Annotated in this window: 17 protein-coding genes and 1 pseudogene; 9 read left to right on the forward strand and 9 right to left on the reverse strand. The window is 68.7% G+C overall.

The genetic code is table 11. The annotated features are described in order from the left end of the window. Positions 1-280 precede the first annotated feature (280 nt). Positions 281-793, forward strand: coding sequence for a nucleoside deaminase (locus HBK84_RS11545; protein WP_167318956.1), 513 nt, complete (start codon positions 281-283; stop codon positions 791-793). 185 nt (positions 794-978) lie between these two features. On the opposite strand, the gene HBK84_RS11550 is transcribed toward HBK84_RS11545, so the two are convergent. From HBK84_RS11550 to HBK84_RS11560, 3 genes are read right to left on the reverse strand one after another with little or no spacing between them, the layout of a single operon-like run. After that, positions 979-1,200, reverse strand: a complete 222-nt coding sequence (locus HBK84_RS11550) for a hypothetical protein (RefSeq protein WP_370520543.1) — start codon at positions 1,198-1,200, stop codon at positions 979-981. 16 nt (positions 1,201-1,216) lie between these two features. Next, positions 1,217-1,423, reverse strand: coding sequence for a hypothetical protein (locus tag HBK84_RS11555; protein ID WP_121544373.1), 207 nt, complete (start codon positions 1,421-1,423; stop codon positions 1,217-1,219). Positions 1,424-1,427: 4 nt separating this feature from the next. After that, on the reverse strand, positions 1,428-2,003 hold the full coding sequence (locus tag HBK84_RS11560) for a hypothetical protein (RefSeq protein ID WP_167318957.1): 576 nt from the start codon (positions 2,001-2,003) through the stop codon (positions 1,428-1,430). Between the two features lie 128 nt (positions 2,004-2,131). Between HBK84_RS11560 and HBK84_RS12715 the strand changes: the two genes are divergently transcribed. Beyond that, positions 2,132-4,648: an alpha/beta fold hydrolase gene (locus HBK84_RS12715; RefSeq protein WP_206069157.1), complete on the forward strand. Its 2,517-nt coding sequence runs from the start codon at positions 2,132-2,134 to the stop codon at positions 4,646-4,648. A gap of 177 nt (positions 4,649-4,825) precedes the next feature. On the opposite strand, the gene HBK84_RS11570 is transcribed toward HBK84_RS12715, so the two are convergent. After that, positions 4,826-6,166: an acyltransferase gene (locus HBK84_RS11570; protein ID WP_167318958.1), complete on the reverse strand. Its 1,341-nt coding sequence runs from the start codon at positions 6,164-6,166 to the stop codon at positions 4,826-4,828. 266 nt (positions 6,167-6,432) lie between these two features. Between HBK84_RS11570 and HBK84_RS11575 the strand changes: the two genes are divergently transcribed. The 6 genes from HBK84_RS11575 (at position 6,433) to HBK84_RS11600 (ending at position 12,045) form a co-directional block, all read left to right on the forward strand. Next, a complete protein-coding gene (locus HBK84_RS11575) occupies positions 6,433-8,097 on the forward strand; it encodes a sensor histidine kinase (protein WP_167318959.1) in 1,665 nt (554 codons plus the stop codon). Position 8,098: 1 nt separating this feature from the next. Beyond that, positions 8,099-8,755, forward strand: coding sequence for a response regulator transcription factor (locus HBK84_RS11580; RefSeq protein ID WP_085108578.1), 657 nt, complete (start codon positions 8,099-8,101; stop codon positions 8,753-8,755). An 8-nt stretch (positions 8,756-8,763) separates the two neighbouring features. Continuing rightward, on the forward strand, positions 8,764-9,933 hold the full coding sequence (locus HBK84_RS11585) for a DUF4097 family beta strand repeat-containing protein (protein WP_240918999.1): 1,170 nt from the start codon (positions 8,764-8,766) through the stop codon (positions 9,931-9,933). A 127-nt stretch (positions 9,934-10,060) separates the two neighbouring features. Further along, positions 10,061-10,372 carry a transposase family protein gene (locus HBK84_RS11590; protein ID WP_167318960.1) on the forward strand — a complete coding sequence of 104 codons (312 nt, stop codon included), beginning with the start codon at positions 10,061-10,063 and terminating at the stop codon, positions 10,370-10,372. A 304-nt stretch (positions 10,373-10,676) separates the two neighbouring features. After that, positions 10,677-11,717, forward strand: a complete 1,041-nt coding sequence (trpS, locus tag HBK84_RS11595) for a tryptophan--tRNA ligase (RefSeq protein WP_095798781.1) — start codon at positions 10,677-10,679, stop codon at positions 11,715-11,717. Between the two features lie 160 nt (positions 11,718-11,877). Further along, positions 11,878-12,045 (forward strand): hypothetical protein, encoded by a 168-nt coding sequence (locus tag HBK84_RS11600; protein ID WP_167318961.1) that lies wholly within the window; start codon positions 11,878-11,880, stop codon positions 12,043-12,045. Between the two features lie 76 nt (positions 12,046-12,121). Here HBK84_RS11600 and HBK84_RS11605 read toward each other — a convergent pair whose 3' ends face one another. The 5 genes and pseudogenes from HBK84_RS11605 to HBK84_RS11625 all read right to left on the reverse strand — a co-directional run bounded on the left by HBK84_RS11605 (position 12,122) and on the right by HBK84_RS11625 (position 17,148). Continuing rightward, positions 12,122-12,610: a GNAT family N-acetyltransferase gene (locus HBK84_RS11605; RefSeq protein ID WP_058874201.1), complete on the reverse strand. Its 489-nt coding sequence runs from the start codon at positions 12,608-12,610 to the stop codon at positions 12,122-12,124. Positions 12,611-12,721: 111 nt separating this feature from the next. Then, positions 12,722-14,281, reverse strand: a pseudogene (gene argS, locus HBK84_RS11610) (arginine--tRNA ligase); the annotation flags it as partial. Between the two features lie 100 nt (positions 14,282-14,381). After that, entirely contained in the window at positions 14,382-15,269 is an 888-nt protein-coding gene (locus HBK84_RS11615; RefSeq protein WP_109223188.1) for an SDR family oxidoreductase, read from the reverse strand. A gap of 119 nt (positions 15,270-15,388) precedes the next feature. Continuing rightward, entirely contained in the window at positions 15,389-16,117 is a 729-nt protein-coding gene (locus HBK84_RS11620) for an aminoglycoside phosphotransferase family protein (protein ID WP_167318963.1), read from the reverse strand. 23 nt (positions 16,118-16,140) lie between these two features. After that, the gene (locus tag HBK84_RS11625) at positions 16,141-17,148 is read right to left on the reverse strand and encodes a phosphotransferase family protein (protein ID WP_058874197.1); all 1,008 of its coding nucleotides are present in this window, start codon (positions 17,146-17,148) and stop codon (positions 16,141-16,143) included. A 349-nt stretch (positions 17,149-17,497) separates the two neighbouring features. Between HBK84_RS11625 and HBK84_RS11630 the strand changes: the two genes are divergently transcribed. Then, positions 17,498-18,409, forward strand: coding sequence for a hypothetical protein (locus HBK84_RS11630; RefSeq protein ID WP_167318964.1), 912 nt, complete (start codon positions 17,498-17,500; stop codon positions 18,407-18,409). Positions 18,410-18,471: the final 62 nt, after the last annotated feature.

An 18,471-nucleotide genomic window follows, 5' to 3' on the forward strand; every position in this document is an offset into this window, starting at 1 on the left:
TTCAACGGAGTAAAAGCAAAGGCGCATCCAGCGCTCGCTCCGCAATCACGTGAGTCATCCGTTGGATCCAGGAGTGGGCACCCACTGGCCGTCGCGAGGCCCGAGGTCTCCTAGCTGTACAGCTAGGAGATCGCCATCGTGGACGACCACTTGGTGGAGGAGACGCGCCGTCGCGTGGAGAGCGGCGAGCTCACGGACACCGGCCAGATCCATCGCGTCTACAAGAGCGACTCCCCCTAATTCTCACAACCGCAATCTAAGACCCATGACAGGAAGCACCATGACCCCTCCCACCCACACCACCTCGGCCCCGGCCGACGCCTCCGTGCAACGCCACCTCCGCAGCGCGATCGACGTGGCCGTGCGCAACGCCTCCGAGGACGGCGGCCCGTTCGGCGCCGTCGTCGTGACCGCGGACGGGCGCGAGTTCACGGCGGTCAACCGCGTCACCGCGGACAACGATCCCACCGCCCACGCCGAGGTCTCCGCGATCCGCGCCGCGTGCGCCGCCCTGGGCACGTACGACCTCAGCGGCGCCGTGCTCTACTCGAGCTGCGAACCGTGCCCCATGTGCCTGTCGTCCTCGCTGTGGGCGCGCTTGGACGCCGTGTACTTCGCCGCGGACCGCCACGACGCCGCGGACGGCGGCTTCGACGACGCCGCGTTCTACGACTTCTTCACCGCCACCCGGGCCCAACGGGACGAACTGCTGCCCGTGCGCCACGTGGACATCGACAACCGCACCAAACCCTTCGACACATGGGCGGCCAACACCTCCCGCACCGCGTACTGACCCGAATCCATCCACTGCATCATCGCTAGATTCGGACACTTCGCCACCTGGTCGACGGTGGGAAAAACAGAAGATCGCCGAACCTGCGGCCACCGGCCGTGAACGGAGGCCTCTGACATGACAAGCACCACACTCCTCAGGGGACGCCGGTGTAGTACTCGTCCAGGGGGACCTCGCGCTCGGCGTCACGGGACGCGAGCACCACGGACGCCCAGGGACAGCAGCACCGGCGCGGCCATCTCCTGCTGCACCGGGTGCAGTTGACCGGGACCGCGGGGGCCGGGAGCGGTGCCCAACCCCTCGGACGTGACGACCTCCTGGCCGTCGAACGCCACGGCGGGCGGAAGGCACGCGTTGATGGAGGTCCACCGGGTGCGGTCGGTGCCGTCCGGGCGGGCCACGAGCACGGCGCACGCCCCGCCCTCAGTCTTTGTTGATGAGCTTTCCGATCCCGCTGGCGGCGCACAACACGAACACGGTGCCGGCCAGGATCAGCAGGAAGAAGGGGACGGCCGGGGACGACAGGGTGGCCTCCGGGAACCAGGAAGCGCTCACGTAGGACACCCAGGCACACAGAATCAAGACTGCGCCACTGACGGCGAGGATGATTTCTCCCTTGAATTTCTTCATGGTCCTATCCCTTGAAATAGGGTGCGCCGAATGCCCTGACCATCCAGTAGTAATAACTGGCGGTGCCGATGCAGCGTTTGTGTTCGATGTCCGTGCTCACGTAGGTGCGTGTGCAGGTGACATTCATGGCATTGCGGAATTCGCTGTCGCATTGCGCACGGGAGCGGCCAGCGTCACCCTCGGCCAAGTAGCACACGTCGTGGGCGTTGCAGTCGGCGTTGAACAGCGCGTTTTGGTAGCCATGGCCGGGCACGGGGTTCGAACAGCCGTTGACCTGGGCCGATGCGCTCATGCTCACCACCCCGGGGAAACGGTGGGGTGTCGTGGTCCGGGTCGCGTAGTCGATGTCCGCGGCGACCTGCGTCTCGCTGATGCCCGCGGCGTTGGCTGCTCGCACGATCCGGGCGTATTCGGATGCGGATATCCCCATCGATTCCGCCGTTGTCGTGGTCACCGGTTGCGCACTCGTCGTGGACACCGGCTCCGACGCGAAGGAATTCGTCACGAACAGGGCGAGGAACAGCAGGGCAAGGAGCGTGATTCCCGCTGTCCTGCGGACCATCCCACCTACGGCATCCATGTCAATTCTTTCGCGTGGGCGATGATGTGGACCCCAGCCTAGGAACCCCATGGTCCACGGACAATGGCCATCCGGCCACTTTCCCGGGGTAGCGCGTGCGGTGCCCGCGAGGACCATACGATGAATCCATGAGCGAGCACGCCGGCGCAGCGCTGCCCGAGCACACCGACATCCTGATCATCGGGGCCGGCCTCAGCGGGATCGGGGCGGCCTGCAAACTCCGCCACGAACATCCCGGCAAGAGCATCACGGTGCTCGAGTCCCGCGGGAACTCCGGTGGCACGTGGGATCTCTTCCGCTACCCGGGGGTCCGCTCCGACTCGGACCTCTACACCTACGGCTACGACTTCCGCCCATGGACCCGACAGAACCCCATCGCGGAGGGCTCCGCGATCCTGGACTACATCCGCGACACCGCTCGCGCCTCCGGGGTTGACAAGCTCATCCACTACCATCGGCGCGTCACCGCCGCGGATTGGTCCTCCGGGACCAGCCACTGGACCGTGACGGTCGAGCGCACCGCGCCACCCGAACCCCGCGCGGGGGCGGCTCCGAGCGACGTCGGCGGCGGCGCACCCGAGCACTCGGTTGATGGGCCGCGGCCCGAACCCATCGGCACCGGCGAGACCCAGCCGATCACCGCCACGTGGGTGTTCGTGGCCACCGGGTACTACGGCTACGACCGTCCCCACATCCCGGACTTCGCGGGGGTCGACGGGTTCAGGGGCCAGCTCGTGCATCCCCAGTTCTGGCCCGAGGACCTGGACGTCCGGGGCAAGAGAGTCGCTGTGATCGGCAGCGGGGCCACCGCGGTGACCCTGCTGCCCGAGCTCGTCACGCGGGGTGCCGAGACCACGATGGTGCAGCGGACGCCGTCGTACATCCTGCCCCTACCCTCCCCCGGCGTGGCCGAGAAGGTGCTGTTCATGGCGCTCGGCAGGGCACGGGCGGCGCGAGTGCTGCGCCCGCTCATGGCCGCGGGGCAGAGAGCACTGTGGGTGGCGAGCAAGGCCGCGCCGCGCGTGGTGCGGGCGGGAATCGCGGCCGTGAACCGCCGTCACCTCCCTGCGGACGTCTCCGTCCGGGAGCACTTCACCCCGCCGTACAACCCGTGGGACCAACGGCTGTGCGTGGCGCCCAACGGGGATTTCTTCGCCGCGTTGCACGAACCCAACGCCCATATCGTGACCGCGGGCATCGACCGTTTCGACGCGGACGGCCTCGTCCTGACGGACGGGCGGCGGGTGGCGGCGGACGTCGTCGTGAGCGCCACGGGCTTCGACCTGCTCATGTTCGGTGGCGCGCGCTTGAGCGTGGACGGGCGACCCGTGAACCTCCCCGAGCGGATCGCCTACCGCGGCGCCATGCTGAGCGACGTGCCCAACCTAGCCTTCGCGATTGGGTACACGAACGGGTCGTGGACGCTGAAGATCGGACTCGTGGTGGACTGGCTGTCCCGGTTGATCGCGCACACGGATTCCGTGGGCGCGGCGTCCGTGCGCCCGGTCGCACCCGAGGGTCTGCGCACGCGCCCGTTGCTGGACTTCGACGCCGGCTACGTCCAACGCTCCCTCGACCAGCTTCCCCGCCAGGGGGACACGGCGCCGTGGCGGATGGCCATGAACTACTTCGATGACCGGCGTCAGTTGGTGGCTAAGCCGGTCGTGGATCGATTCCTGCGGTTCGACGACGCCGCCGCTCCCGTTCCCGAGCAGCTGCCCGCCCTGCTCACGGGCCCCGGTGAGAGCGGTGAGGAACGCACGGTGCAGTTGGATGATGACCACTTCATCTGCGTGCGCCTGGACGGGCCGTCCGACGGTGCGCCGCTCGTGTTGATCACCGGGCTCGCGTTCGACCTGGCCACGTGGCCCATGTCCTTCGTCCATGCCCTCGCGGATCGCGGGTACCGGGTGATCCGCCTGGACAACCGGGACGTGGGCCGTTCCTTCCGGGTGACCTCCACGCCCCCTTCGGCCCGCCGGTTGCTGCGCGGGCCCCTGCCGGAGGGGCAGTACTCCGTGGAGGACATGTCCGAGGACGTCGCGGACACCCTGCGGGCGCTGGGGGTCGAGCGAGCGGATGTCATGGGGTTCTCACTCGGTGGGATGATCGCCCAGTCGTTGGCGGGCCACCACCCCGAGCTGGTGCGGCGACTCATTTCCCTGTGCTCCACCACGGGCGATCCGTCCGTGGGGACGGCCGCGACCTCCACCGCGGCGTTGCTTATGTTCCCCGGGGCGAAGACCCGGGACATGTACATCCGGGGGCGACTGGTCATGTCCCACCACCTGGCCGGTCCGGGGTTCCCCGTGGACGTGGCGTACGAACGTCAACTCGCCGCAACCCACTGGGACCGCAGCCTGGATCCGCGAGGTGAGGCTGAGGCGATGCGCCGTCAGATCGGGGCGATCCGCTCATCCGGGGACCGCACGGAGGTGCTGTCCCGGATCACCGCCCCCACGCTGGTGATCCACGGGGACAAGGACAAGATCGTGCGCCCGGACGGCGGCCCCGCCACGGCCGAGATCATCCCCCATGCTCGCTTCGTCCGGATCCCCGGGATGGGCCACCAGGTGCACCCCATGGTGGTCCCGCGGTTGTTCGAACTGGTCATCGACCACCTGGGGGATCCGCGGGAGGGGTGAGCCTCTTCCCGCGGGGCTCCCGTGCCGAGGCGTAACTCTCAGGCACTCCGAGGCCATGGCGTAATTTCTGGTCGCGTGGAAGCCACTTCACTCCACCCCATGTGGCCTCCGCCTGCCCACAATTCGCCGCGTGGCCTCAGCGTGCCTCACAGTGTCCAGCGCTAAAGCCGTGTGGCCTCAGCGGGCCTGGGAAGTGGGCGCTGTCTCGGCCCGCTCGGCCCGCGAGGGGACGCGGCCACTGCGCAGCAGCACCACCGCGGCCACCGCTCCCACGGCGCCGGCCACCGTCAACGGCACCGTGAGCAGTGTGACGATCTCCCACAACGGCGGCACCACGGCACACACGAGTGCCACGACCACGGCGGTATTGGACAACCGGATGGGGTGGGCGCCCCACGGTGCCGTGGATGAGGACTCGAGCCGCCGCAACACCGTGGCCACCACGAGCACCACCGCCCAACACAGGACGGTCAAGGGGATCCGCAGCCACCACCAGTCGGTGGAACCGGGGACGGGGTCGTAGCCCACGGCGAAGAACCACACCGCCATGACCGCCACCACCACGGGCAGGTGCCACAGGTAGATGGTCAACGCACGAGTGCCCACCACATACACCACCGCGCGGACCACCCGGGAGTGCATGGCCCGCCGCAACAGAGGGGAGAACACCTCCAGCAGACACGCCTGAGCGAAGCCCAGCAGCACCATGCACACGGTGGGCGGATTGAGGTTGGTGAGCATGTCCGGGGCGTAGGACCCGGAGGCCACGCACACCCCGGACACGGCGTAGCATCCCGCGGCAAGCGCCACGAGCACCGGTCGACGCCGCGCCCCGAACCACCCGTCCGCCCGGAAGAAGCCGAACTGCTGGATGAGCGGCCACACGAACACCATGTTGAGCAGCCCCAGCCACTGCCAATCGGTGGCCAGACGCAGCAGGTCCACGGCCACCGCGCACGAGAACAGGAACCAGCACCACACCCACCCCATGCGTTCGTGCAGGTCCACGAACAGCGGTGCCAATCCCTGGCAGACGAGGTAGGCCGCCAGGAACCACAACGCCATCCCCACACCGGACAGCGCGAACGTCACGAGTTCGATCCCGGCTCCCGCCACCACCGCGATCCCCGCACCGAGGGCGAGCACACACCACAGCACCGCCGCGGGTTGGATCAGCCGCAGCGTGCGTTCCCGCACGTACTCGCCCCGTGCCATTCCCCGGGCCCGACGACGCCGCCACGCCCCAGCCGTGGCCGTCCCACCCACCACGAAGAACAGGGGCATGATCTGCAGGAGCCACGTGGCCCACCAGTACCAGGGCTGCTGAGTCGGGACCAGGACAGAGCGGATCTCCCCGGTGGCGGGATCCGCCGTGAGGGTGACCATGAGGATGTGACTGCACACCACGGTGATCACGCACCCCACGCGGGCGACGTCCACGGCGGGGTCGCGTTCGACGTCCCCCGCGGGGATGGAAACGGCAGTGGGCCGCCCGAGGGCGCGGACGTCGTCGTTCATGGCACACACTGTAGGGCGCGCGAACACGGAACCCCGGGCGGGCGCGCGCATGTGGATCATCCGCGCCGCCGCGGCACCCGGATGGGACGCACCTGGCGCCTCACAAGACGCGCGCTCGTGGAGCGGACGCCGCAGCACGCACCCCGCACCACGTAGCAGGCGCCCCGCAGACCACATTCCGCAGCCCGGGGGTGCGGAAAACCCCACCCCGACTCGGTGGCCAGCTCTGGCGCGGGATCCACGGGGGTGTCCGTAGCGTGGAGGCCATGAGCACCACAGCCTCGAATCCCACGCCACCGTGGGACGCCACAGAGCCCATCTCCTCGGACACCGAACGCACCCGGCCGATGCCCTCGGCCGGTTCCTCACCTGCAGACGCTGAGACCACCCGGACCCTGCCGCCTCCCGGGCACCCGGAACCCCCGCGGGCCGCCTCCGTGGCACGCCCGGCACCGGAAGGGCCGCACATCGCTCCCCGCGAGTGGCGGACCTTCTCCCTCAAGACCCTGTTCTTCGGGGCCCTGGACCTCGTGGTGGACTCGGTGCTCAACACCGTGCTGCTCGTCGTGATCCTCACGTTCCTCGCGGTGGGAGCCGCAACCGTTCCGGTGCTGGGCCTGGGCGTGTTGATCCTCGCCGCGACCGTGTACGTGATGATGGGGGCGGTGTGGCTGGAACGCAGGCGTTCAGCGTCGTCGTTCGGCCTGGACATCCGGGACCCCCAGCGCCGCCGCAGCCCGCATACCGACTGGGTGCGGGTCCCGCACCAGTGGTGGCTGGACGCGAGCGACGGGTCCCTGTGGCTCGGCATGCTCCACGTGGCGCTCACGTGCGCGCTGGGCTGGCTCATGCTGTTGCCCTTCGTGGTGGGTAGCGCGGCCCTCGTGCTGACCTTCGCGCCGTGGTTCGCCCCCGAATCCTCGGTGCTGTGGCCCGCGCTGCAGAGCACCCCGCGCTGGACGCTCCCGATGCTGGGTGTCGCGGGCGTGCTGCTGAGCATCGTGCTCGCGGTGCTGCTCACCTTGGCTCACCGCGGTCTGTCCGCGGGGCTGTTGCGGCTGAGCGAGGCCGCGCGACTGCGCCGTGAAGCGGACGAGCTGCAGCGCCTCGCCGAGTACGAGACCGCCGCCAAGGAGTCCGCGGTACGCGGTGCGGAGACCGAGCGCTCGCGCATCGAACGCGATCTGCACGACGGCGTTCAGCCCCAGTTGGTCTCGGTCGCCATGAACCTCTCGATGGCCGGTTCGCGCATCGACACGGATCCCGCCGCGGCCAAGGAGCTCGTGGCGGAGGCGCACGGCACCACCAAGGCCGCGATCACCGAGCTGCGCCGGCTCGCCCGCGGGTTCCACCCCGCCGTGCTGGAGGATCGGGGGCTCGACGCCGCTCTGTCCGCCGTCGCCGCCCAGGCACCCTTCCCCGTGGACGTCTCCGTGAACGTCCCCCGGTTGCAGCCGCGCACGGAGGCGGCCATTTACTTCGCGGTCTCCGAGAGCCTCAGCAACGCGATCAAGTACTCGGGGGCGCGCTCTGCGGACGTCGCAGTGTCCATCCAGGACGGCGCCGCACCGGGCGCGAACATCGTGGTCGCCGGTGTGCGCGACTTCGGCCGCGGCGGCGCCCGTGTGGTCCCCGGGGGCGGGCTCTCCGGGATCCAGGACCGGATCCGCTCGGCCGGGGGCAGGTTCTTCGTGAACTCGCCCGCAGGCGGGCCCACCGAGGTCATCGTGGAGCTGCCCCTCACGGGTGTTCCTCCGACGACGACGCACAGCGCCTCGCGCGCGTCCGGCACCGCCTACACCCCTCACCCCGGTCACGTTGGCGGGGTCCACACCGCGCCCGGAACCGGTCCGACCGCGCACGGTGCGGCGGGGGCGGGAACGGGCGGAGCGGCGTCGTCGTCCGCCGGGCAGCATGGACGGGGGAACTGAGATGCGCATCGTGATCGCCGAGGACGCCGTGCTGCTGCGCGCCGGACTGGTCCGCCTGCTCACGGACGCGGGGCACGAGATCGTGGCCGAGACGGATACCGCCGAGGGACTCGTGCGGGCCGTGGAGGAGCACCGGCCGGACTTCGCGCTCGTGGACGTACGACTGCCACCCACCTTCACCGACGAGGGGATCCGCGCCGCGGTGCTGATCCGCTCAAGCCACCCCGGCGTGGCCGTGCTGGTGCTGTCCCAGTACGTGGAGGAGCGCTACGCGTCCGAGCTCATCGCGTCCCGCCGGGAGGGACTGGGCTACCTGCTCAAGGACCGCGTGGCGGACGTGGACCAGTTCCTGGAATCCGTGCAAACCGTGGGCTCGGGCGGGACCGTGCTGGACCCGGAGGTGCTCACCCAGATCCTGGTGCGCTCGCGGCGCCGGGAGGACATGGAACTGCTGTCACCGCGCGAACGTGAGGTCCTGGCGCTCATGGCGCAGGGGCTGTCCAACGCATCCATTGCCGCGAATCTCTACCTCACCGAATCGGCCGTGGAGAAACACATCGGCTCGATCTTCGCCAAGTTGGGCGTCACCTCCGAGACCGGCAACCGCAGGGTTCTGGCCGTTCTCAAGTACCTGGGCTACTCGGACCACTCTCTTTAGGACATCTCATGAGCAATCAGAATCCCTCGCATCCCACGCCCGATCCTCACAGCGCAGCCAGCCCCCGGGACCTGCCTGATCCTCGGAACGACCGTCCCGTGGGGCGCGGTGAGCGCCGCGCCTGGAACACCGCGACCGCCGTGGTGGGCGGTGTGGGTGCCCTCGCCCTGCTGCTCGGCGGGGCCGGAACCGCCGCCGCGGTGGCCATGACGCAGGAGCGGGACGGTTCGTGGACGGCGTCGTCGGACGTGGAACGGATCCGGATCGACGCCCCCTCGGGCATGGTCAGCGTGAACACGAGCCCGACCGTTGATCGTGTCCAAGTGCAGTGGCACGAATCCGGATGGTCCTTGTCCGAGCGCGGCGTCATCCCGTCCGTTCGCGACGGCGTGCTGCAGCTGGATGTGCCCGGCCGGCCCTCTCAATGGGGTTCCGGCATGCAGAGCGTCAGTATCACCGTTCCTCAGGACGGCCCGCACACCTCGCTCGACCTCAAGAGCGGCACGGGAGCGGTGCACGTGAACGGCACGTACCGGGACGTGCGGGCGAGGACCGATCTGGGGTCCATCAGCGCCACGGACGTGGAGGCCGCTGTGTTCGACGCCCACGCCACCACGGGTCAGGTGCTGCTGGACGGGGTCAGCGTGAAGAACCGGTTGGACGCACACACCAACCAGGGCGGGGCGCTCGTGAACGTGCGGGGCACGGCTCCTCAGCGTACCTCGGTCACCGCGACCAGCGGGGTTTACGGGATCTCGATGCCCGCCGCCGACTACTGGTACCCGCAGGACAGCCAGCGCGACGTCGCGGACCCGCGGCACCCCGTGACCACGACGCCGGGGTCCAACGAACGGCCGGGTGGGGCTCGTTCCTCGGGTGCGCCCACCTCTCCGGACTATACGGGCGACGACGCCGCGCAGCCGTCCGAGGTCAGCGCGGACACGGTGTGCGCCGCAGCCCCCGAGGGCCAGCCGTGCTTGTTCGTGTCGGGTACGCCGGTGGGCGTCAATGACTACTCCTACATGCGGGAGTGGAGCCAGGGGTGGGACGAAATGGCCCGCGAGTACGGGGAGGCGCCTCTGTCTTCCGAGCGGGCGGCGGAGTCGAAACAGCCCATCGACCGTGCAACGGATGCGGCCACGGCATCCCCCACACCGTCCCCCGCCGACGGGAACTGAGACTCCCGCTCCCGGGCATACGGGTCCGGGAGCGGGCGCCCCGCGTCACCGCTGACCAGGTGGGCGCGGGGTTTTTCATGAATGTTTCCACGCGCCGGCGCGGTAGTGGTTGGTTACGTCCTGCTGGGTGAAGGCGGCCGCCCAGGCTGTCGAGCTGCACGAGGCTCTGGCCAAGGCACAGGACGATCATCTGCCCTACGTGACGCTTGAGGGGGGCACGTTGATTCCCACCGATCGGGTCGCCGAACGGACGGAGGCCGGTAATCACGCCTGGTACTCGGGCAAGCACATGAGATTCGGCAATAGTGTCCCAGTCATCGCCGACCCCACCGGCTTCCCGCTGTGGACCTCCCCGGTAGAACCCGGCTCCACCCACGACATCACCGCAGCCCGGGCCCACTGCTTGAACGCCCCGTACCCGATCGCCGCCAAGGGTTAGCCGACCCTAATCAACAAGGGTTACCAAGGGGCTGGGATCGGGGTGCACACCCCCCTTCAAAGGCTCCCGCCTCGGGGCCGATAACCGGCCATATGTAAAGCGAGTGGTGGCGATGAGCCACCTGCCCTTGATCCCCACGGTGGTTGGTGCGCCGTGTGCGTAGAGTATGGGCATGATCTTCAACCGTCTGGCGTGGTGGTGGCTGCGATAGCAGCCGGTTGAAGCATGACCACGGGCTGCACAGCAGCCCGTGCCCCACCGCCACGGCCTTGCGTGCAGCTCCTTGTCTGACAGGAGCACGCACATGGACTCGTTCGCCGTTGCCGAGCAGCGCTCAGCCGAACTGACCCGCACCATCGACCAGGCCCCGGAGAACTTCCGGGTGCTCACCGGGGAACGCCCTACCGGGGCTCTGCACCTGGGTCACTACTTCGGCAGCATCGTTGAACGCCTCCGGTTGCAGCAGGCCGGGGTGGAGACGTTCTTGGTGCTGGCCGATTACCAGGTCATCACCGACCGCGACACCACCGCCCGCGTGCAGGAGAACGTGCACAGTGCAGTGCTGGACTACCTGGCCGCCGGGCTGGACCCGCAGCGCACCACGATCTTCACCCACTCGGCGATACCGGCGCTGAACCAGCTGCTGCTGCCCTTCCTGAGTTTGGTCACCGAGGCCGAGCTGCACCGCAATCCCACGGTCAAGGCCGAGGCCGCCGCCTCCGGCCGGGCGTTGAGCGGGCTGCTGCTGACCTATCCGGTGCACCAGGCCGCTGACATCCTCTTCTGCAAGGGCAATCTCGTGCCCGTGGGCAAGGACAACCTGCCCCACGTGGAAATCACCCGGGTCATCGCCCGGCGCTTCAACGACCGCTACGGGCCCGTTTTCCCCGTGCCCGATGCCCTGCTCACCGCCGCCCCGGAAGTACCGGGACTGGACGGGCGGAAGATGTCCAAGAGCTACGGCAACACCATCGCCCTGTCGATGACCGCCGAGGAGACCGCGGCGGTGATCCGGCGTACCGTCACCGACGCCGAGCGTCGGATCACCTTCGACCCAGCAACCCGCCCCGGGGTCTCCGCGCTGCTGTCCACCGCGGCCCTGTGCCGGGGCACCACCCCGGAACAGGTCGCCGAGCAGGTCGGCGACGCCGGGGCCGGGCGCCTGAAACAGCTCACCACCGGGGCCGTCAACGACTTCCTCACCGACCACCGGCGACGCCGTCAGGAACTGGGCCGGGACCCGCACCTGGTTCGCGACGTCCTGGGCCGCGGCAATGCACGAGCCCACGAGATCGCCGAGGCCACCCTCGCCGAAGTCCGCGAGGCCATGGGCACCACCTACTGAGCCTCCACACCCACCCAGTCCTGCCGCCGGGCCGGGATGTGAAGCCAACGCACGAGGCGCGGAACACGGGAGGAACGGCCGACACGCACAGCAGGGGCGGGGTGGAGAGGAACACGGCAATCCTCTATAGCGTGGAAAGACCTACCCCAGGAGGTTCCTCATGATGGACGTCGCTGGCTTCGGAGCGTTCCTCGGCCTATTCATCTGGCTGCTCATGGTCGCCATCACCTTGTGGCTGCTGTATTGGGTGGTACGCAAGGGCGTCACCGCCGGCATCAAGGACTACGTGCACAAGCACGGCGACCGTGCCGACAGTTTGCGGCCATAGACGAAGCCCCATCGCGACGCCGCATTCCCGCGACGGCTCGGGCACCGGGGGAAAGGATCGGCGCCCATGGGCGGGGTCAGCTGGGTCGTCGCCGCTGCATCTCCAGGGCGTGCCAGGGTTGGCCGCCCACCTCGGTGCTGCGCACCCGCCCAGTCTCCTGGAACCCCAGGCTCTCGTACACGCGCCGGGCGGAGACATTGTGCGCGTAGACACCGAGCTTCATGACCGGCAGCCCCGTGACCTCGAAGCCCGTGCGCACCGCTGTGCCAATCAGTTCCCGCCCCAGACCGCGCCCTCGAGCGTCCGGGTCGAGGAGGATGCACCCGAGCCGCATCATGTGTGCGTCGACATCGACGAGCAACGAGGCGTGACCGACTGGATCCCCGGAGGAGGGGTCCAACCCGGTCCAATACCGGCGCTGATCATGCTGCAGATAAGTCTCCAGCTGCCCCCGATCCAGAGGCCATCTGAAGGTCCGCCCGGACCAGAGCACCATGTCGGCCTCAGAGGGCACCCAACTCAGGAAGACGTCCAAATCGGCTGAGCTGGTCTCTCGCAGGCGCATGCCCCAATGCTAGGGACGCCCCACCGGCGACCGGCGCTGCCGCTGACCAGGCCGCAGGTTCGAAGACGAACCTCTCCTGAACAGTCACGGGACAGATTGCTACGTACTTGGTTACATCCTCGTGGGTGCGGAAACGCCGAGGAGGTCGAGGCCGTTGGCCAGGACCTGTTGCGTGGCGTTGTTCAGCCACAGGCGCGATTTGTGCACGTCCTGGATCGGTGCGTCGCCCTGGGGAGCGATGCGGCAGGCGTCATACCAGCGGTGGTAGGTGCCGGCGATGACTTCGAGGTGGCGGGCGACGCGGTGGGGTTCCCGGAAGGTCGCCGATTGGGCGACCACGCCGGGGAACTGCCCGAGCGCTGCCAGCAGGTCGCTCTCGGTGGGATGGTTCAGCGTCGCCGCGTCGAAGCTGCTGGTGTCCACGCCGGTCGACTCCGCATTGCGGGCGACGGCGTGGGTCCTGGCATGGGCGTACTGGACGTAGAACACCGGGTTCTCGTTGGTGTTCTTCTGCAGCAGCTGCGGGTCGATGGACATCGCCGAGTCCGCCGAGGATCGGCCCAGGGAGTATCGCAGCGCGTCCTTGCCGAGCCACTGCAACAGATCCCGCAGCTCGATGATGTTCCCGGCCCGCTTCGACAGGCGGGCTCCGTTCACGGACACCATCTGGCCGATGAGCACCTGGATGTTGTGCTCCATGTCGTCCCCGGCGCAGGCGGCAATGGCTTGCAACCGGCCGATGTAGCCGTGGTGGTCGGCGCCGAGCAGATAGATCTTCTGCTCAAACCCGCGGTCCTTCTTCGACAGGTAGTACGCCGCGTCTGCGGCGAAGTACGTGGGCTCACCGTTGGCCCGGATGAGGACCCGGTCCTTGTCGTCGCCGAAGTCGGTGGTGCGCAGCCAGACGGCACCATCGAGGTCGAAGACGTGTCCCTGCTCCCGCAGGCGGTCCACCGCCTGCCCCACCGCTGCGCCCTCGTGCAGGGCTGACTCGGAGAAGAACACGTCGAAGTGCACCCCGAAGTCGGCCAGGGTCTCCTCGATGTCGGCCATCTGCGCTCGATAGGCCAGTTCCCGGACGATTGGCAGCGCCTCCTCATCATCCATGTCCGCCAGCTCCGGCCGGGCGGTGAGAGCCTGGCGGCCAAGGTCGGCGATGTACTGCCCCGGATAGCCGCCTTCCGGGATCGGTCGGCCCTTGATGGTTGCCAGGACGGAGGCGGCGAAGGTGTTCATCTGCGTTCCGGCGTCATTGATGTAGTACTCCGCCGTCACCGCCGCGCCGCTGGCGCGCAGCACACGGGCGATCGAGTCGCCCAGTGCGGCCCAGCGGGTGTGGGCCAGGTGCAATGGCCCGGTGGGATTGGCCGAGACGAACTCCATGTTGATGGTGTGGCCCGCCAGGGCGTCATTGGTGCCGTAGGCGGACCCTGCCTCGACGATGGTGCGGGCGAGCTCCCCCGCCGCGCCGGCGTCCAGGGTGATGTTGAGGAAGCCCGGTCCGGCGATGTCGACGCTCTTGACGCCGTCGATGCCGGCCAGCCGGTCGCGGAGGATCTGGGCGAGCTCGCGCGGGTTCATTCCCGCTTTCTTGCCCAATTGCAGGGCGATGTTCGTGGCCCAGTCACCGTGCTCCCGGTTCTTCGGTCGCTCCACACGCACCTCCGACGGGAACCCTCACCGTAACGCCGTGGGCGGAGTAGTCAGCCGAAGCTTCAGCAGTGGGACGGCTGTTCTCGTCAGGGTGGAGTTGTCGGGCCTCATGGTGCGTTCAGGTCAGGCTCATGCCTCCGTCGGTGGTGATGACCTGCCCGGCGACCCACACGCCCTGGTCGGTGGCCAGCCACCCGATCAGCCGCGCGGGATCTCTCGGGTGCCCCCAGCGGCCGAAGGGGGTGGCCTGTCGCCATGTCTCGATCTCCTCCAGGGAGCGGTCGGTGGTCCCGGGGTCGAGGTAGCCGGTGTTGACCGGGCCCGGGTTGATGGTGTTCAACACGATTCCGAGCTCGAGCAGTTCCGCGGCCACCGTGGGAGTTGCCCCGGCCAGAGCGGCCTTGCTGGTGGCGTAGGCGACCTCACCGCGCATCGGCCCCTGGCCCTGGCCCGAGGTCATCCAGAACACCCGGCCCGCCGCCCGTTCATCGACGGGCCCGGCTTTCTCGATGCGGTCGCCGGGCCGCGCTGAGGCGGATCGAGCAGTCGTGGCGGCGTGGCGGTGGGCGAAGTGCCGGGTCAGCAGCAGGGTGGAGCGGGTGTTGGTGTCCCAGAAGGCGTTCAGGTTCTCGGCGGTCATGTCCAGGATGGACCCGTCGCCGCCGCTGCGGGCGTGGTTGCAGACGAGGATGTCCAGGCGCCCGGTCAGGGCGTGGGCCTGCTCGACGAGGTTTTCAGCGGTGTCCGGGTCCCTCAAGTCCGTGGAGACGTCGCCGGCGAGGGCCCCGTCGTGCAGAGCGGCCCGGATGCCGGCGCGTACCGCATCGAGGTCATCGGCGCCCCAGGGCTGGTCCGCGTCATGGGGGCTGTAGTGGTGGAAGAACACGCTCGCCCCCAGGGAAGCGAGCTCCACGGCCACCGCGTAGCCGATGCCGCGGCGGCGGGAGACCCCGGTGACCAGGGCGGTCCTGCCCTGCAGCGGGCGTGCGGAAGAGGGATGAGACATGGTGGTGCTCCTGACGTATTCGGGGATTCCTCGTTTACAGGGCAGACACTCACACCGTCTTCATGATGGGGAACCTATCAGTGACCGCCGCTCCAAGCGGTGCGCCACCAGGAAGAGAGTCAACCGGTGGCCAGCACCCGGTCACGATCGCGGCGATACATCGCGGCGTGCTCGGCGAAGTCGTCCCGGCCGGTCTCGGCGGCTCGTGCGTCGGTGAACGCCGCGAGTTCCTCCAGACGTGCCGCCACCGCAGCCAGCAACTCTGCGGGCTCGTAGGGCATTTCGTAGGAGTCGATCAGCAACCGGAGGCGACCCGCACGCTCGGGTGCGCGCGGGCCGCCGTCGTGCGCGTCATCGGTCAGAGGCACCAACCGGTAGGCCAGGTAGGCGAGGTCCCAGATCCTGGGGCCCGGGGAGGCCGTGTCGAAGTCGATCACCCCGCGCAGCCGACCGTTGCGGAACACCAGGTTGTACGGGGCAAAGTCGTTGTGGCAGATCACCTCAACCGGGTGGTGGGTGGGCAGCTGCCAGACCAGGTCCTCCCCTACCAGCGCGGTGGACGCGTCGTGGATCCGGCGCAGCAACCTCCCGGCCGCCGCCAGGACCGTTTCCGCCCACACCCACTCGGGCAGCGGATAGCCGGGAACCACCCCGACGATGTAGGACAGGACCTCCCGGCCGTCCTCGTCCACCCCGCGAGGCTCCGGGACCTCGGTGATCCCTTCCGCCCGCAACCGACTCAACAGTGCATGCACCGCCGGGGTCCAGGGTCCGACAGTGCGGTGGACACTGTCGTCGACCCGCACGACGGTGGTGGAGTTGCCGCCGGTCAACATCTCCTCTGCCATGGAACGACCCTATCCGGAGGACCTCAGCCGAACCGGCGGCCCAACTCCCGGGTAACGTGGGCAGCCGCACTGGCGTACAAGTTCCGCTCCTGTTCGGTCAGGTCGGGGCGGCCGGCCAGGAGGCTGCGGTGATGCAGAGACGTGAGGAACCGTTCGTAGACCTCCCAAGCATCACAGCGGATCATCATTTCCTCCACGGTGCCCGTGGCCGCTCGGTGCTCGCTGGCCGCCAGGTAGACCTCGATCAGGTCCCGGGTCTGGGCCCGGGTCATGGGTAGATGCCACGGCTCCACCGTGATCCGCCCACCGAGGTAAGCGAGGTCTTGGGCGGGGTCCCCGATCTCCGACCACTCCCAATCGATGTACCGCACCCCGGTCTCCCCCTCGACGAGGATGTTGGGCAGCAACAGATCCCCGTGGATCAGCGCGAAGGACTCCAACCGATTGAAAACCTTCTGTGCGTCCTGCAGATACGCCCCCACCTTCCGCGCCAGGCGTGTCACGTCGGGCTCGTTCATCACCCCCGGGTGGTTGTCCGACCACCACTCCAGCCCGGCGGCGAACTGACCGGCGATATCCACCGTCTCTCGGCGTTCCTCCTCCGGTGTGGTCAGTTCACCGCAGCGGTCGAAGCGCTGGGCATGCAGACGAGCCATCTGCTGGGCGTGGGCCTGGACCAGCCCCGGGGTCCACTGCCCCGGTGGAAGGACACGGCCGGGCACGAAACCGACCACCATGTACGGAGCACCCAACGGATTGTCCACCGACTCCTCCAGCACCAGCGCCTGCGGGCCGATGCCCTCAGGCACCAGGCTCAGCCCGTGGAACTCCTCCTGCATCGGCCGCGGCAGCTCCTCCACCGGACGCCGGGCGATCCGCACCACCACCCGTTGCTCGCCGGCCTCCAGTAACCACGCCGCGAAGCTCTCCCCATGCCCCAGCAGACGCACCTCGTCTCCGTCGCCCGGTGAGGAGCCCAGGCCGAGCGCAGCCGGGGCCTGGCCGGCCAGATGAACCAGTCGGTCGGCCATGGACGGATGCTCAGGACGGGCAGGAGTCATGAGCACAGTCTGCCCGCAATCACACCTGGCTCGACAACCAATGTCATGCCCCCGCTGCACCGGGGAAACGCCTTTAGTGCTCACACCGGAACCCCAACTGCAACGGTGCATATCTCGCCGTTGATGCGAATGTCAGCGGTTCTGGCCACGGCGCCCATGACCGTCCGAACGCCTGAGTGCGTCCTACGCTGAGCAGGTGCCACCCTTCGTCGACGTCTCCGCGCGCCACCGCGCCGTGAGGCGCACCGTTCTCGCCCTGGTGGGGGTGTTCCTCTTCTGTGCTGTGGCCGGCACAGTATTCCTCTGGAGTCAGATGAGCGTGACCACCCCATTCGACCCCTGGTGGCGCAGCCTCAAGAGCGTGGAGCGGCAGCTGGATCGGCTCGAGGGCGTGGATCGGGCGGTGCTGACGGTGGACACCCCGTATTGGGTCAACCGCTCGTTGCACGAAGCCTGGCCGCCCAGGTCCGGAACCCTGGAACTGGACCTGGACGAGAACACGGACCAGGCCTGGCTGCTGGAACTTCTTCCTGAGGCTCACCGGATCATCACGGAGCACGACTGGCCGGTGGAGCAGGGCCACCGCGTCGGTCCCGAGGAGGGCCCCGAGGCGGTGACCTTCCCGGTGGAGCCGGCCACCTGGAAAGTCCTCGTCACCTCCGGCTCCAATCGCCTCGAGGCTGGGAAGGGGCCCGTGTCGGTGCTGCCGCTGGCCCGCCAGTGGACCGACGCGGCCCGGGCCGCCGCGGACCGCCTGGTGACCGGAGATGCGCCCGGACCCGGCCCGGCGATCACTTTGATTGGCTACCGCGAGGTGGATTTCACCTCGGAGGCCTCGGTCCAGGGGTTCCTGGACGCCCGCCAGGTGATGCCCGATGACGTTCAGCTCATCGGTCAGGAGGGCAACACCACCGTGCTGGCCGAGAAGCCCACGGGCATGGGCCAGGTCACCGCCGCGGACATCGTCGCCGGCGCACGCCTGGGGGACGCCCAAGGTATCCGCACCCTGGACATCGGCTACGGAGGCGAGGACGGCCGCCTGAGCTTCTGGGCAGAAACCCGGGACGACTTCGGGGCGCTTCCGGATGGTCCTCTCCCGGAGTCCACGCTCACCACCGCCGCCGAGCTGCACGACCGGCTCGCCCGACAAGAGATCAAGCACACCATCATCGTCGCCGTCCCCGGCCACGCATACACCTGGCCCGCCGAGATCGAAGAAGTCAGCGAGTAACCGCTACCGCAGCACGGTCCGCCGCTAACCGGCCATATGTAAAGCGAAGGGGAACCGAGTCA

This window comes from Kocuria sp. KD4 (genome assembly GCF_011769905.1).
Classification (GTDB): Bacteria; Actinomycetota; Actinomycetes; order Actinomycetales; family Micrococcaceae; genus Kocuria; species Kocuria marina.